Origin of the sequence: Lentisphaera araneosa HTCC2155 (genome assembly GCF_000170755.1) — a bacterium.
Taxonomy (GTDB): domain Bacteria; phylum Verrucomicrobiota; class Lentisphaeria; order Lentisphaerales; family Lentisphaeraceae; genus Lentisphaera; species Lentisphaera araneosa.
This window is the reverse complement of sequence record NZ_ABCK01000011.1, coordinates 1-13,921: the sequence shown is the minus strand read 5'-3', so window position 1 is coordinate 13,921 and position 13,921 is coordinate 1. Positions and strand designations below refer to the sequence as shown.

11 protein-coding genes are annotated in these 13,921 nt (G+C 41.2%); 10 read left to right on the top strand and 1 reads right to left on the bottom strand.

Features of this window, described 5'->3' with window-relative positions; translation table 11 throughout:
* Positions 1 to 2 precede the first annotated feature (2 nt).
* From LNTAR_RS25670 to LNTAR_RS12080, 6 genes are all read left to right on the top strand, one after another.
* Positions 3 to 2,714 carry a protein translocase subunit SecDF gene (locus LNTAR_RS25670; RefSeq protein WP_007279000.1) on the top strand — a complete coding sequence of 904 codons (2,712 nt, stop codon included), beginning with the start codon at positions 3 to 5 and terminating at the stop codon, positions 2,712 to 2,714.
* 3 nt (positions 2,715 to 2,717) lie between these two features.
* On the top strand, positions 2,718 to 3,491 hold the full coding sequence (locus LNTAR_RS12100; RefSeq protein ID WP_007278999.1) for a thiazole synthase: 774 nt from the start codon (positions 2,718 to 2,720) through the stop codon (positions 3,489 to 3,491).
* The gene (thiH, locus tag LNTAR_RS12095; RefSeq protein ID WP_007278998.1) at positions 3,488 to 4,609 is read left to right on the top strand and encodes a 2-iminoacetate synthase ThiH; all 1,122 of its coding nucleotides are present in this window, start codon (positions 3,488 to 3,490) and stop codon (positions 4,607 to 4,609) included. The genes LNTAR_RS12100 and thiH overlap by 4 nt, the downstream gene beginning before the upstream one ends.
* Positions 4,610 to 4,727: 118 nt before the next feature.
* Complete coding sequence (locus tag LNTAR_RS25665) at positions 4,728 to 5,327, top strand: paraquat-inducible protein A (protein ID WP_007278997.1); 600 nt, start codon at positions 4,728 to 4,730, stop codon at positions 5,325 to 5,327.
* Positions 5,311 to 5,907 (top strand): paraquat-inducible protein A, encoded by a 597-nt coding sequence (locus LNTAR_RS12085; RefSeq protein WP_007278996.1) that lies wholly within the window; start codon positions 5,311 to 5,313, stop codon positions 5,905 to 5,907. Before LNTAR_RS25665 ends, LNTAR_RS12085 begins: the two co-directional genes overlap by 17 nt.
* Before the next feature lie 15 nt (positions 5,908 to 5,922).
* Positions 5,923 to 8,562 carry an MlaD family protein gene (locus LNTAR_RS12080; protein ID WP_007278995.1) on the top strand — a complete coding sequence of 880 codons (2,640 nt, stop codon included), beginning with the start codon at positions 5,923 to 5,925 and terminating at the stop codon, positions 8,560 to 8,562.
* Positions 8,563 to 8,578: 16 nt separating this feature from the next.
* Here LNTAR_RS12080 and rpe read toward each other — a convergent pair whose 3' ends face one another.
* Entirely contained in the window at positions 8,579 to 9,241 is a 663-nt protein-coding gene (gene rpe / locus LNTAR_RS12075) for a ribulose-phosphate 3-epimerase (RefSeq protein ID WP_007278994.1), read from the bottom strand.
* 101 nt (positions 9,242 to 9,342) lie between these two features.
* Between rpe and LNTAR_RS25660 the strand changes: the two genes are divergently transcribed.
* From LNTAR_RS25660 to LNTAR_RS12055, 4 genes are all read left to right on the top strand, one after another.
* The gene (locus LNTAR_RS25660) at positions 9,343 to 10,944 is read left to right on the top strand and encodes a site-2 protease family protein (RefSeq protein WP_007278993.1); all 1,602 of its coding nucleotides are present in this window, start codon (positions 9,343 to 9,345) and stop codon (positions 10,942 to 10,944) included.
* A 1-nt stretch (position 10,945) separates the two neighbouring features.
* Entirely contained in the window at positions 10,946 to 11,692 is a 747-nt protein-coding gene (locus LNTAR_RS12065) for an ABC transporter ATP-binding protein (protein ID WP_007278992.1), read from the top strand.
* A 163-nt stretch (positions 11,693 to 11,855) separates the two neighbouring features.
* Positions 11,856 to 12,812, top strand: coding sequence for a hypothetical protein (locus LNTAR_RS12060; RefSeq protein ID WP_007278991.1), 957 nt, complete (start codon positions 11,856 to 11,858; stop codon positions 12,810 to 12,812).
* Between the two features lie 142 nt (positions 12,813 to 12,954).
* On the top strand, positions 12,955 to 13,921 hold a 967-nt coding region (locus LNTAR_RS12055; RefSeq protein ID WP_007278990.1), incomplete at its 3' end, for a phosphomethylpyrimidine synthase ThiC.

The window sequence follows — 13,921 nt, the reverse complement described above, 5'->3', positions numbered from 1 at the left end:
AAATGTCAAAATCAGTTAAATACCGCTTGATTGCGGTTCTCATCGTTCTCGCATTATGGATGATGGAATCAACACCACTTAAAAACCAAGACTTATTTGCGCACATTCGCAAGCAAGCTGAGAATTCATTAGCAACCAAGCTTAATGATACTGAAGCCAAGAAACTCGATGAGCAACTGAGTGAACTCATTGTTGAGGCAAATGAAGATAATACTGGCGATAAAGCTCGTGAACTTAGAGAACTCAGAAAAGTTAGAAATCAATATATTTCGAATGAAGAAGCTGAGACTTTCAAGAAAATCGTAGATAATGCAGAAGCAGATGTAAAAGCCGGCAAAAAGAAAGCTGAAGACTCACCAGTGCCAATGAATCCTTCTGAAGCTCTTCTTCACAACACGAGAACGGAAAATATTCGTCTCTTTAAGTTCTTTGGAATGCCTAGCTTTTCGAACAAAAAAGTTGTCAGTCGTTTACAGGGTGAAGTTTCTGGTCGCTTGAAGCTCGGTATCGACCTTAAGGGTGGTGTTGAATTTATCGTGGCCTTCGATCCAGATGAACTTAAGCCTGAAGATGGCGAAGCTATTGAAGTGCGTGACAAAATCGTTGAAGTTCTAAAGAAACGTATTGATAGCAAGGGTGTTGCGGAAGCTGAGATTCGTCCTTTCTCTGATAATACCGTTCTCGTACGTGTTCCAGTCGTTAATGATGCGGAAAGAAATGCCGTTGCTTCTTTAATCACTCGTCAAGCTGAATTACAGTTCCGTGCTCTCCATGAAACACGTCCCAATGGTCCTAAGCAACCAGAAGATATCGGCTATGAATTAGTTTACAGTAAAGCCGATGAGTCTGGAAGACCTCCAGAAGTTCTCCTTCTTAAAGTTGAGCCAGAAATGACTGGTAAAGACATTGTCAAAACTTCTTACGGTCAAGACCCCGATGGTGGTGGTTGGGTAGTAAGCAAAACTTTCAACCAAGAAGGTGCTAAAGATTTTGGTGAAGTCACAGAAAGATTTGTTCAAAAGCGTTTAGCGATTGTCCTTGATGGCGTTTGCTACAGTGCTCCTAGAATTCAAGCCGTTATCAATGGTGGTACAGCTCAGATTGACGGTATGGACAGTATCGAAGAAGCGGCTGAATTAGCTCTCGTTCTTCAATCAGGTTCACTCCCAGTCAAAATCAATATCGATGGTGAATCACGTACTGATGCAACATTAGGCGAAAGCTCAATTAAGAGTGGTGTGATGATGACCATCATTGGTGTCCTTGGTGTGATGCTCTTTATGATGTGGTGGTATAAGCTCCCAGGTCTTTTCGCAGCAATCGGACTCGTAATCAACCTCGTTTTACTTGCCACTTCTATGATGATCTACGGTGCTACTTTTACGCTTCCAGGTATTGCGGGTATCGCATTAACACTCGGTATGGCTGTTGACTCCAATGTACTGATTTTTGAACGTATTCGTGAAGAACTTTCCACAGGTAGAATTGCGGATAACGCAACTCGCGAGGGTTTTGCTCGTGCGTTTACAGCTATTTTTGATGCGAACTTAACAACTTTTATCTCGGCACTTATCCTCTACAACTTTGGTACAGGTCCGATTCAAGGTTTCGCAATTACGCTCTCAATCGGTATTATCACAACCATGTTCACAGCGATTTTTGTCTCGCGCATTTTCTTCGACTGGATGAATAATGGTGAGCGCGGTGATAAGAAAGTTATTTCAGGTTTAGGTACATCTAAGAAATGGAACATCAACTTCTGGAAAAACCGTAAAAAAGCTTTCCTCCTTTCAACCATTCTTTGTGGTGTTTCTATCGTAACTTTAGTCACAAAAGGTACTGACGCGCTAAGTGTGGACTTCACTGGTGGTACAGCACTTTCCTATCAAGTAGAAGGAGAAGCTCCTGATCAAGAAAAGATTGCAGCGGCATTAAGTAGCGAACTCAAAGTGAAAAGTCCCCGTATTGCTTATAAAACGGCAGTGGGTGCTGAAGGCAAGAGTTTAGAGCTTGTATTCAAAGATCTCCCTGGTGAAGATGCCGACACTTTTGCTAAGAAAGTGGATGCTCTTCTCAACAAGATCGGTTCTGAAACAGGTGCAACATTTGTCAATAATGGCGGTGAAAGCATCGGTGGTCTCGTTGGGGAGCAGTTCAAGAGTAAAGCTCTTAGCGCCATGCTTTGGGTAATGGTTGCGATCTTTATCTACATTACTTTCCGTTTCGAGAGTGTGTTTGCGATTGGCGCAATTGCGGCCCTGGCACACGATGCCTTGATTGCTGTGGGTATCTTTGTTCTTCTCGGCAATCAAATTTCACTCCCAATTATTGGTGCGGTATTAACGATTATGGGTTACTCGCTGAATGATACGATTGTTGTTTATGACCGTATCCGTGAGAAATCTGGCGACATCAAGAAGAAGTCAATTTTCGAAATCGTGAATACGGCAATTAATGATATGCTCGGTCGTACAATTATTACTTCACTCACAACTTTATTTGTTGTTATCGTGCTTTGCTTAGGTGGCGGTGTACAAGAATTCGCCACTGTTCTTACAATCGGTATTGGTGTAGGTACTTTCTCCTCAATCTACGTAGCAGCGCCAATTGTTTGCAACCGTATGGCAACTCAACTTGAACGTATTTCTGCAGAGCGTGATGAGCGTGATATTAAGCGTCAAAACGATCAAACAGTATTCCAGGAAGAAGCCTAGATAATGTCCGATAAGCTCGTAATTGCTGATAGAGAAATTCGTTCCCGCTTTTTTGTGGGAACGGGTAAATTTCAAAATAACTCAGCAATGATGTCTGCGATTGAAGCGAGCGGTGCAGAAATTGTCACTGTAGCGCTTCGTCGTTTAGATTTTGAAAGAGAGAAGGGCGAGAATATTATTGATGCACTCGACCCGGAGAAATACCTTATCTTACCCAATACGAGTGGTGCGGCGACTGCTGAAGAAGCAGTTGTTATGGCGAAATTAGCTCATGCAGCAGGAATGCCGAAATGGGTGAAGCTTGAGATTCACCCTGATCCACGTTATTTACTTCCCGACCCTATCGAGACACTGAAAGCAGCAGAGGCCTTGGTGAAAGAAGGTTTTACTGTACTTCCCTATATCAATGCAGATCCCGTTTTGGCGAAGCGTTTAGAAGAAGTTGGCTGTGCCACTGTGATGCCTTTGGCGGCGCCCATAGGTTGCAACCAAGGTTTACAGACAAAAGAAATGATTAAGATCATTATTGAACAATCTAATATCCCAGTTGTCGTCGATGCGGGTTTAGGTGCACCTTCTCACGCTTGTGAAGCCATGGAGATGGGTGCTGATTGTGTATTAGTGAATACGGCATTGGCGGCAAGTTCTGATCCTGCGGGAATGGCAAAAGCTTTTTCTGTTGCCGTTGAAGCAGGTCGTCAAGCCTACTTATGTGGTTTAGCTAAGCGCGGAGCTCAGGCTTCTGCGAGTAGTCCACTAACTTCATTTTTAAAATGAGTTTCCTCGAGAGTTTCAATTCCTTTGACCGAAGTGCCCTTCAGTCAAACCTGAACTGTGAAGATACGAGTCGTATCGAATCTTTGATTAGTTCGGGCTATCCAAAAGAAGGTTTAGAAACTTTTTCACTACTTTTATCGCCTGCGGCTAGTCAGTTTCTAGAGCCTTTGGCTCAGCTCTCAAGTCAATTGACTTCTGAACGTCATGGTAAAGTGATTCGTCTCTATGCACCAGCTTACATGTCGAATGAGTGTACAAATACTTGCACCTATTGTGGTTTTACGATGGAAAATAAGATTCCACGTAAAACTCTTGATGAAAAAGAAATGGAAGCTGAGGCTAAGTACCTAAATGATCGTGGTTTTCGCCAACTTTTGCTCGTTTCAGGTGAACACCAAAAAATTGTGACAGCAGAATATGTTTCAAAGATGGTTCGTTCAGTTCGCCCTTATTTTTCCTCTGTGGCCATCGAGACAGCTCCCTTTCGCCAAAATGAATACGAAGACTTAGTGAAAGCGGGAGTTGATTCACTTACGCTTTATCAAGAAACCTACGATCGCGATGTATATGCTCAGGTTCATTTACGCGGTAAGAAAAAAGATTATGATCATCGTTTTGATGCGCCCATGCGCGGTGCAGAAGCCAAGATGAGAAAAATTAATATGGGCGTGCTCTTGGGGCTCGCACCCGACTGGCGCTTAGATACTTTGAATTGTGCCTTGCACTTGGATTGGATGATGAAGAATTACTGGCGTGTTCAGTATTCGGTTAGTCTTCCGCGTTTGTGTGAGTCCGAGACTGATTATAAGCCAGCTGTAGACGTAAGTGATAAAGATGTGGTGCAATTGATTTTAGCTTGGCGTTTGGCTTTTCCGGATTTGGGTATCAATATTTCCACGCGTGAACCTGCATTTTTGCGCGACGGTTTAATTGGTTTAGGTGTGACTCATATGAGTGCGGAGTCATCAACAGAGCCAGGTGGCTATTGCAATCCTGAATCTGCCTTGAAGCAATTCGATATAACAGACGAGAGAAATGTAGATGAGATTGGAAAGATTATTGAATCTCGCGGGCATGAAGTTGTTTGGAAGGACTGGGAGCCTTGTTTACTGGGTTAATTTACTCAACTCATCAAATTCTAATAGCTAATTAATTTTTCATTTTCCCTGCACGTTTGCGCTGAGCTGAAAAATGCAGTAAGTTTTTTGAAGTGTTATTTGATAGTGTTAGGAGAATATGAAAGAAACATCCTGCAAGGATTGCGGTTTACTTATAAGTATTGAGGAGTTTGATATGACTCATCAGTATTCCTGTCCGCGTTGTCATTCTGTGTTTTATAGGCCAGGTGAATCTTTTGATTTAGTCTTGGTGATGGCCCTGTCGGCCTTTTTGTTTTTTATTCCCACACTCTTTTTGCCTATTATGACTTTAACGATCATGGGGCAGGCTCATTCGGTAACCTTACTAGAGGCCGTTTTATTTTTCTTCCACGATGGTTATTACGTGATTGCGATCATTGCATCTTCCGTAGGGGTTTTTATCCCTTTGTTAATGCTGTTTTTGATCATGATGTTGATAATTCCTGCGAAAATTGGGCGACCAATTTCTCGTTTAAAAAGTTTTTTTCGTTATTACGAACATTTGGCTCCTTGGTCAATGGCAGAAGTTTATTTAATTTCGATTTTTGTTGCTATTGTAAAGCTAGCTGGCATGGCCACCTTGAAGCTAGATGCAGGCTTAGTTTTGTTTGTTTTTTTTCTCCTAAGTTACTATGTGACGGTGACGTGGTTTAACGCTGAAGATTTATGGAATCACTACGATGAAATGGAAGACTGATATTAGCGAGGGAAAAGTTTTGTGTCTGACTTGTGAAGAGTTGCATGACGTTGGAGCTGAAACATGTGTGCGTTGTGGTGCGGGTATTTTTCAACGTAAGCCATCTTCCATGGCTCAGACCTTTGGCTATGTGATTGCGGCGACTTTGTTTTTAATACCTGCTAACTTGATGCCGATGATGGTGGTGACGAGTTTAGGTACGGATGAAGGTAGTACGATCATGGAAGGGGTTATTTACTTTTTGGCTCATAAGGAATACGGATTGGGGCTGATCATATTTATTGCGAGTGTAGCTGTTCCAGTCTTTAAATTATCAGTGGTTTATTTTTTGTTAATGATCGTGGCGTTCAGGCAAAAAGATAAGGCCAAGCTAGGGTTAAAACTGTTTCACCTTATCCACCTTATAGGTAAATGGTCAATGCTGGATGTTTTTGTGGTCGCATTGATGGTTTCGATGGTTCAATTTCAAGGTTTGGCGACAATCCAAACTGGTGCAGCGGCAATTTCTTTTTGTGCGGCAGTGATCTTTACGATTATTGCTACAGAGAAATTTGACCCAAGATTAATGTTTGATAATTAAAAGACGGTGAAAGTGATGGAACAAAAGGCAGTAGTGAAAAGTAAAAAACCCATTTATGTGGTTTGGATTATCCCAATAGTCGCAATGGCGGTGGCGGGGCTGATGATATATAAATACTTTGATGACAAAGGGTTCGAGATTGTTATTACCTTTGATAGTGGTGAAGGTCTCACTGCGGATAAGACAGCACTCGTTTATAATGGTATAAAGATTGGCCAAGTCACAGGTGTTCAAGTTAATAAGAATGATGTGACCAAAGTCGATGCCACTTTAATGCTAGAGAAAAAAGCAGCGATTATTTCCAAACGTGGAACAATTTTTTGGAAAGTTGAACCCAAGGTAACGCTGACGGAGATTAGTGGTTTATCCACGATCTTAAGTGGTGTGTACATTGGAGTTATGCCACCAAGTAAGGATAAATTAGAGCTGGCAGGTATGCCTAACCAGTTTGATTTTCAGGCGGAGTCTACAGCACCTGTTGATGCTTTTGATCCAGGTTTACGTTTTAAGCTAAAAGCTGATGAATCGGATTTGAAGATTGGGGCGCCAATTATGTTTCGAGATATTGTGGTCGGCGATGTTGAAAATGTGATTTTAACTAAAGAGGGCGTGGAGTACTCCATGCATATTCAAGAGGATTACGCACATTTAATTAAAGAAAATTCAAAGTTTTGGAAAATTTCAGGTGTCGATATTCGTGCTTCCCTAGCAGGAATACGCATTAGTATGGATTCATTAGCATCAGTTATTGCTGGTGGCATTGCTTTAAGTTCTCCTGAACAGAGTAAAGCTATTTCTAGCGAAGATACTGAATTTATACTTTATGAGGATGAAGAAGCCACTCATTTGGCTAGCGATACGATTTATTTGACTTCAAAGCTTGGTTACAATATCGATGAAAAATCAACTTATATATACTACAAAGGTATTCATGCGGGTATCGTGGATAAAGTCTCCTATGACCCTAAGAGAGATGAAACTACTTTTGCAATTAAGTTGGATGAAGATTTTCGTCACCTAGCTAATAAAGATGCTTATTTTTGGATTGTTGAACCAAAAATTGGTCTGACAAAAGTCAAGGGACTAGATGCCTTGGCTCGTGGGCCTTACATCACTTTTGAAACCAAATCTAAAAGTACTGATTTAATAAGTGAATTTAAATTAAATACTCAAGCACCAGTTATGGAAGGTACGGAGCTGCGCTTACATGCAAAAAAAAGTCACTCTTTAAAAGAGGGAGTTAATATAGTTTACAATGATTTAGTGGTAGGTACTTTGTTGCGTTCTCGTATTATGAAGACTGGTGAGGTGGATTTTGATGTGGTGATTGCCGATGAGTATAAACATTTAGTGAACGAGACTTCTAGTTTTTATTTGCAGGGAGCCGTTGAAGGCGAAGTGTCTCTCAAGGGCATGTACTTTAATGTAGGCTCACTTAGCTCAATGTTGCACTCAGGTATTGCTCTTGTGACGGAAGATCTAAGTGTACAGTCTAGTAAGTATTCATTTGAACTCTTGGATAGTTACCATGCGTATAAAGAGCAGGAGTATACTAATGATGGAGGTGTTTTTTATACGATTTTGACTAAGGAACTTGGCTCAGTTAGTCAGGGATCCCCTTTGTTATACAAGGGTTTAAATGTTGGTAAAGTGATGTCCTATGACTTAGATCAAAAAAGTGGTCTCATTAAAATCAAGGTCTATGTAACAGGCCAATACAAAGATACAATCAACGCCTCCACTAAGTTCTTTAATATGAGTGGGATTGAAGTGAAAGCCGATATGACAGGGCTTAAATTGGTGACTGGCTCAGTAGAAAGTATTATTTCTGGTGGGATTTCTTATGCTACACCCATAAAGTCAAATACGGAGCCCATACCTGATGAGTTTGAATTGTATGAAAGTTCAGATGAAGCTCAGAAATTTTATGTTGCTGCTAGCTTGAGTACTCAGCATGAGTCAGGTTTAAAAGTAGGGAGTAAGCTGATTTACAAAACGATGACCATAGGTCAGGTAACTCACGTGAGTCTAGTTCGTGATGTGCTGAAATACGATGTAATGATTGAAGAAAAGTATAAAGATGTTATGGCGGAAGATTCAAGATTTTGGATCGAAGATTTTGAATTTAATATTGATCAAGTTAAAAACCCGGCGGCAATTGTGACGGGTGCCTTTATCAAGGTCAGCAAAGGTTTGAGTCAGCATAGCTTGAATCATTTTGACTTATTGGACACAGCTCCTGCTGAAACGATCAATCAAGAGGGGTTGCGAGTTGTTGTGAAAGGCGAGCGCTTAAGTAGTCTAAAAGTGGGATCACCAGTTTTTTACAGACAAATAAAAATTGGTAGCATAGAAGCTTTTAAATTGAGCTCAGATTCAACTGGAGTTGAAATGCGTTTGTTCATTGACCCTAACTTTAGCTACTTAGTTAGAAGAAATTCTATTTTTTATAATGCAACAGCAATGGGTATGGATGTGAGTTTGTTTGGCGTTAAGCTCAGTACAGAGACTCTTTCAACAATTATCCATGGTGGAATAACGATGGTTGTGCCTGATAAACCACAATCTCTGGCTCGAGAAATGGAACGCTTTACTTTACATAGTGAAGCTGAAGAAGAATGGTTGGAGTATAAACCTGTTTTAGTTAGAGAGTAAGTAAAGACTTACGCATCTACTGGCTTAGCTCAAGTTGAGCCGATTTCATGCCTCTGGGATGACGGAAAAATGCGGTTCCCGCAACGAGTACATTAGCTCCAGCGTCACGAACAATTTTAGACGTCTCTTTATTAACGCCACCATCAACTTGAATATGTAGCTTGGGGTTGGCTTCGCGAATGATCGTGATTCTCTCGACCATGTCGTGCATGAAACTTTGTCCGCCAAAGCCTGGTTCAACAGTCATAATTAAAACCATTTCTATTTTATCCACAAAAGGCAATAAGGTCTCAATGTCCGTGCCCGGTTTTAAGGTGAGTCCCGCACTCATGCCATATGAGTGGATTTGATCAATGACTTCTTGCGTATCACAGTCTGATTCAATATGGAAAGTTACGTGATCACAACCGGCTTGGGCAAATTCCTCGATATATTTTTGAGGGTGACTAATCATCAGGTGAGCATCAAAGAGTGCTTCTGAATGAGCACGGAGTTTTCCGATGACGCCAGGACCAAAAGAAATGTTGGGCACAAAGTGGCCGTCCATGACGTCGAGGTGGATGAATTGAGCCCCAGCTTCATGAGCTCCGCTGACTTCTGGGGCAAGGTTTGCGAAGTCCGCAGCCAGAATTGAGGGGGATACGATGATTTCTTGAGGTTTGAAAGCAGAGATTTTCATAACTTGTGTCGTCCTATGATCATTGAAAGAAGCCTTATTGAGCATATACTAGGCTAAATATTGTATAACGGTAACAGATTTTAGAAAAAAAGGTTAATTTTATGCCAGATACCTTAGCAGGGGTTTTATCAATTGTTTTTGTCGCATTCTTTTTCGGCTTTAGTATATTTATTCACGAGTTGGGGCACATGTTGGCTGCCCTGTGGAGGAAGATGCATGTTGACAAGTTCTCCATTGGCTTTGGTCATAGGATTCTCTCCAAGAGATGGAAGAATATAGACTTCGTTATTGGTTGGTTGCCCTTAGGCGGTTATGTAGCACTCCCTCAGATGGATGCGGCAAATGAGCCACAGACGGAAGATGGTAAACCCTTGCCTGAAGCCAAGCCCCTAGATCGAATTATTACGGCTTTAGCAGGACCATTTTTTAATATCTTATTTGCTTTAGTTTTAGGGACAGTGATTTATTTTGTCGGCAAGAAAGTTCCTCCAGTTGCTGAAGGACTCTTAATTACTAATGTCCCCAAAGAATCAGTTGAATTTACCAAAGGTTTAAAAGCGGGAGATATTATCCGTGAAGTGAATGGTAAAGCTGCAACGAGCCATCAAGTCACGATGATGGAATATGTCATGCGTGATGATGTGACTTTAAAAGTGGATCGCGGTGATCAAAAAGACTTAGTGATTGGGCCTTTTACTCCAAAGAGTAATAAGAATTATGAAAACTTAAGGTTGATGAGCATAGAGAGTGAATCTTTGTACCCAGCGGGTTTAGGTGGCATTGCCAAGGGTTCAGCAGCCGAAGAGGCAGGGCTTTTGTCTGGTGATATTATCAAAAAAATTGATGATAAACAAATTGATTACTTCTATCAAATCGGTGATGAAATAAACGCTGACGACCGCAAAGAATTCACTTTTGTCATTGAGCGTGAAGGACAAGAAAAGACTTTTCTCATTGCACCGCAAATTAAGAGTGTAGACAAGGCGGGGATGATGTTCAGAAGCTTTCCAGGAATTATGGACGTGATTGCGGAGTCTCCTGCAGAAAAAGCCGGCATTAAAGCTGGAGATGCCATTGTGGAAGTCAATGGTTATCCCATGAAGGATTTGAAAGAATTTAAAGGTGTGGTGGCACGTCATCAAAAAGAAATGATGAAAGTCAAATTGCAGCGTGGAGCAGAGGTGGTGGAGCTTGAGTTTACACCGACTCATACTTACAAGCAGTTAGGAGTGGGACCACAAATGTCGATTCAAAAAATTAATCCTGTCGTTCAGATCACTCGCGTAGTGGAAAATACTTACGATACGATTAAAGCTTTAGTTTCACCAAATTCAGGTGTCGATATTTCCATGATGTCGAGTTTTGTGGGTATTTCTAGTGGTATGTATAAGACGGTTAAGCAGGCGGGACTCATCGAAGGTTTGAGTTTTGTTTTAATGATCAATGTGGCTCTAGCTATTTTCAACTTACTGCCTTTCCCTGTTTTAGATGGTGGACACATTGTGATTGCGCTCATTGAGATGTTAACTCGTCGCAAGGTTCCTGCGGCTGTTTTACAGCCCATTTACGTTGTGTTCATGCTTCTACTTATGACTTTTGCGCTCTACGCAACTTTTAATGATGTGAGGCGAGAAGTCGATACAAGAGAAGTGGTTCAAGATCCACTTGAGCTGCCAGTTAAGACATTAGGTAAAGTAAGCTGAAATGCTTTTAGTTGAGGGGCTCAGTCGAACTTTTGGGGATGCGCGTACGGGAGAAGTGCATGCTTTAAAGAATGCGAGTTTCGAATTAGCCCCAGGTGAAACGGCAGGCCTTTTGGGTATGAATGGTGCGGGAAAATCAACTCTTTTGCGAATCTTAGCGACCACTCTAAAAGCAAGTGCGGGAACGCTTTCGCTTAATGGTTTGGAGTATAAGGTTGAAGGTGATGAACAAGCGAATGAAAAAATCCGTCATCATGTGGGTTTTTTGTCGGGGAGTACGGGTTTATATAAACGCATGACGGGGAAAGAGACGCTTGAGTTTTTTGGCCGCATGTGTTCAATGGATGAAGCTGAGCTTCAAGCAAAGATAGAAGATTTTGTAACGCGCTTGGGGATGGTAGATTTTATTGATCGCTATACAGATAAATACTCCACCGGGCAAAAACAAAAAGTCAACATCTGTCGAGCACTTATACATGGTCCAGACTTACTGATCCTCGACGAAGCCACTACAGGGCTTGATCCTGTGGCACGCCTACAAGTAACTGAATTTATACAAAAAATGCGCAACCCGCAAAGAATGATGATGTATTCAACTCATTATTTCGATGAGGCCGAGAATTTATGTGATAAACTGCTTGTGCTTCATCAGGGTGTTTTAATGTATAGTGGGACCAAAAAAGAAGTTCTTGAACAAGCAGAGTGTCAATCACTCAGTGAGCTTTTTGCGGGCTTAGCAAAATCCTAGTAAGCCATAAGCCATGGCGAGGCTTTAAGCTTAAATAGCATTGATTTGCTAATTTTTTCTATTGTGAGGCTTGTTCCTCCATACTTTTTAGTTGCATAAGACTTAGGGATCAGTAATTTAACGATGTCTTTTTAGTGTATTTACCAATTGAGGAGTTTTTTATATGAGAAATTTATTGTTTTTAGGCACGGCTGCATTGATGAGTGCATCTCTTATTGCTGACGATAGCACTTACCATCAGAATTTTAACACAGCGAAAACGAAACAAGTGAGTCGTTACTCATCGCAAGTTGTCGCAGCAGAAGGTGAAATGTCGAACTTTTATACGCGTGGCCAAGTTCAGTTTATCGCGGGAAAAGAGGGTTACGCACTTGATTTAAGCGAAGGCAAGGGGCGTAGTGAAGGTCGTTTGCGCGTTGGACAAAAGTTTTATGATGCGAATGTCGCAACATTTGGTTTCTGGCTTAAAGCAACGGAAGATAGTTTCGGCGTAAAAGATAAAGAAGCCGTAATCGTAGAAGAACGTGGTAGTGAAGCTTTTTTGTCACTCGTTGTAGATAAATTTGGTCGCTTTAGTTTGCGCGGTGCTACAACTTTTGTTGATGAACTCCCCGCAGTTGAAGAAATCGTTGAAGAAAAGAGGCAGAACTTTCAAGAGGATCTCAAGGAACAAGAGGCTATATACCGCAAGCGTTACAATATTGTGAACGATCGCCCCTTAAGTGATTCTGAAAAAGTTGAAGTTGAGAAAGGCTTATATGAGCGTTATGCAGTTGAATCAGCAAAAGAATTGGCAGAGATGAAGAAAACTGGTTTATACAAAAGCCAAAGCTTCGATTTTCTTTGTGATAAAAAAATGAATGTCGATGCATTTAAAGAGGGTGCTTGGAATCACGTCGCTATTTCTTGGAATAGCTTCCTTGGTACATACGTTGTTCTTTTTAATGGCGAAGTTATGATGATAACAAAAAATTCTGTAGCTTTGAGAGATGGTTTCCGTAGAAATTCGGGTGAGTTTATTACTTTTTCTCCGGGGAAATCGGGTTTGAAAATGGCAATTGATAATGTCAAAATCAAATCTTATGTGATTGATGGCGATATTAAAGTATCTAAATTCTAAGAGCTAAAAAATAGACTTTTTGAAAGGCCCGGAATAAGTCCGGGTCTTTTTTTGTTCTAACTGTGGAATAAGTGTAAAAAAAACATATTTTGGAGGCAGATTTATTAATTTAAGGAAATAATTATGAGTACTAAGCAGGACGTTGTCAATCAAGACAAAATTACACGAGATCCTTTTTCCCAATTCAGAGAAGATTTACGTTCAAGGCCAAATTCACCCAGAAGTAAAAGTTGCCATGCGCAAAGTGACTTGTGCCGACACCAAAACGACTGATGTGCCAGAGAAGAATGATCCCGTTTTTATTTACGATACCTCAGGGCCATATACAGATCCTACTGTAGAGATCGATGTGACGAAGGGTTTAGCTCCCTTAAGAGCTGACTGGGTTAAAGCGCGCGGCGATGTGGAAGAAGTTGAAGTTAACTCTGAGTACACTAAATCACGTAGCATGAAATCTAGCTTAGATCAGATTCGCTTTGAAGGAAAACGCAAGCCATTAAGAGCTAAAGAAGGCGCTTGCGTGACTCAGTTGCATTATGCAAAGCAGGGGATTATTACACCAGAAATGGAATATATTGCCATTCGCGAGAATATGAAGCAAGCTGAGATGTATCAGCAAGTCGTTCACCCAGGCCAATCTTTTGGTGCAAATACACCTAAAGAAATTACTCCAGAGTTTGTTCGTGACGAGATCGCAGCTGGTCGTGCCATTATTCCTAATAATATCAATCACCCAGAATCTGAGCCAATGATTATTGGTCGAAACTTCTTAGTGAAAATTAACGCAAATATCGGTAATAGTGCAATTACATCTTCTATTGAAGAAGAAGTAGAGAAGCTCGTTTGGGCCACTCGTTGGGGCGCCGACAACGTAATGGATCTTTCTACAGGTAGAAATATTCACGAAACTCGTGAGTGGATTCTTCGTAATTCACCAGTACCAATTGGTACGGTTCCGATTTACCAAGCTTTAGAAAAAGTTAATGGTAAAGCCGAGGACCTAACTTGGGAAATCTTTAGAGATACACTTATTGAACAAGCTGAACAGGGCGTCGATTATTTCACCATCCATGCGGGTGTGCTCCTCAAATACGTTCCGAAAACAGCAA

Excerpts from the sequence above, each read along its gene's own strand:
- LNTAR_RS12060 (WP_007278991.1), top strand. The coding sequence starts at position 11,856 with ATGAGAAATTTATTGTTTTTAGGCACGGCTGCATTGATGAGTGCATCT.
- LNTAR_RS12100 (WP_007278999.1), top strand. The coding sequence starts at position 2,718 with ATGTCCGATAAGCTCGTAATTGCTGATAGAGAAATTCGTTCCCGCTTT.
- LNTAR_RS12065 (WP_007278992.1), top strand. The coding sequence starts at position 10,946 with ATGCTTTTAGTTGAGGGGCTCAGTCGAACTTTTGGGGATGCGCGTACG.
- LNTAR_RS12085 (WP_007278996.1), top strand. The coding sequence starts at position 5,311 with ATGAAATGGAAGACTGATATTAGCGAGGGAAAAGTTTTGTGTCTGACT.
- rpe (WP_007278994.1), bottom strand. The coding sequence starts at position 9,241 with ATGAAAATCTCTGCTTTCAAACCTCAAGAAATCATCGTATCCCCCTCA.
- LNTAR_RS25665 (WP_007278997.1), top strand. The coding sequence starts at position 4,728 with ATGAAAGAAACATCCTGCAAGGATTGCGGTTTACTTATAAGTATTGAG.
- LNTAR_RS25670 (WP_007279000.1), top strand. The coding sequence starts at position 3 with ATGTCAAAATCAGTTAAATACCGCTTGATTGCGGTTCTCATCGTTCTC.
- LNTAR_RS12080 (WP_007278995.1), top strand. The coding sequence starts at position 5,923 with ATGGAACAAAAGGCAGTAGTGAAAAGTAAAAAACCCATTTATGTGGTT.
- LNTAR_RS25660 (WP_007278993.1), top strand. The coding sequence starts at position 9,343 with ATGCCAGATACCTTAGCAGGGGTTTTATCAATTGTTTTTGTCGCATTC.
- thiH (WP_007278998.1), top strand. The coding sequence starts at position 3,488 with ATGAGTTTCCTCGAGAGTTTCAATTCCTTTGACCGAAGTGCCCTTCAG.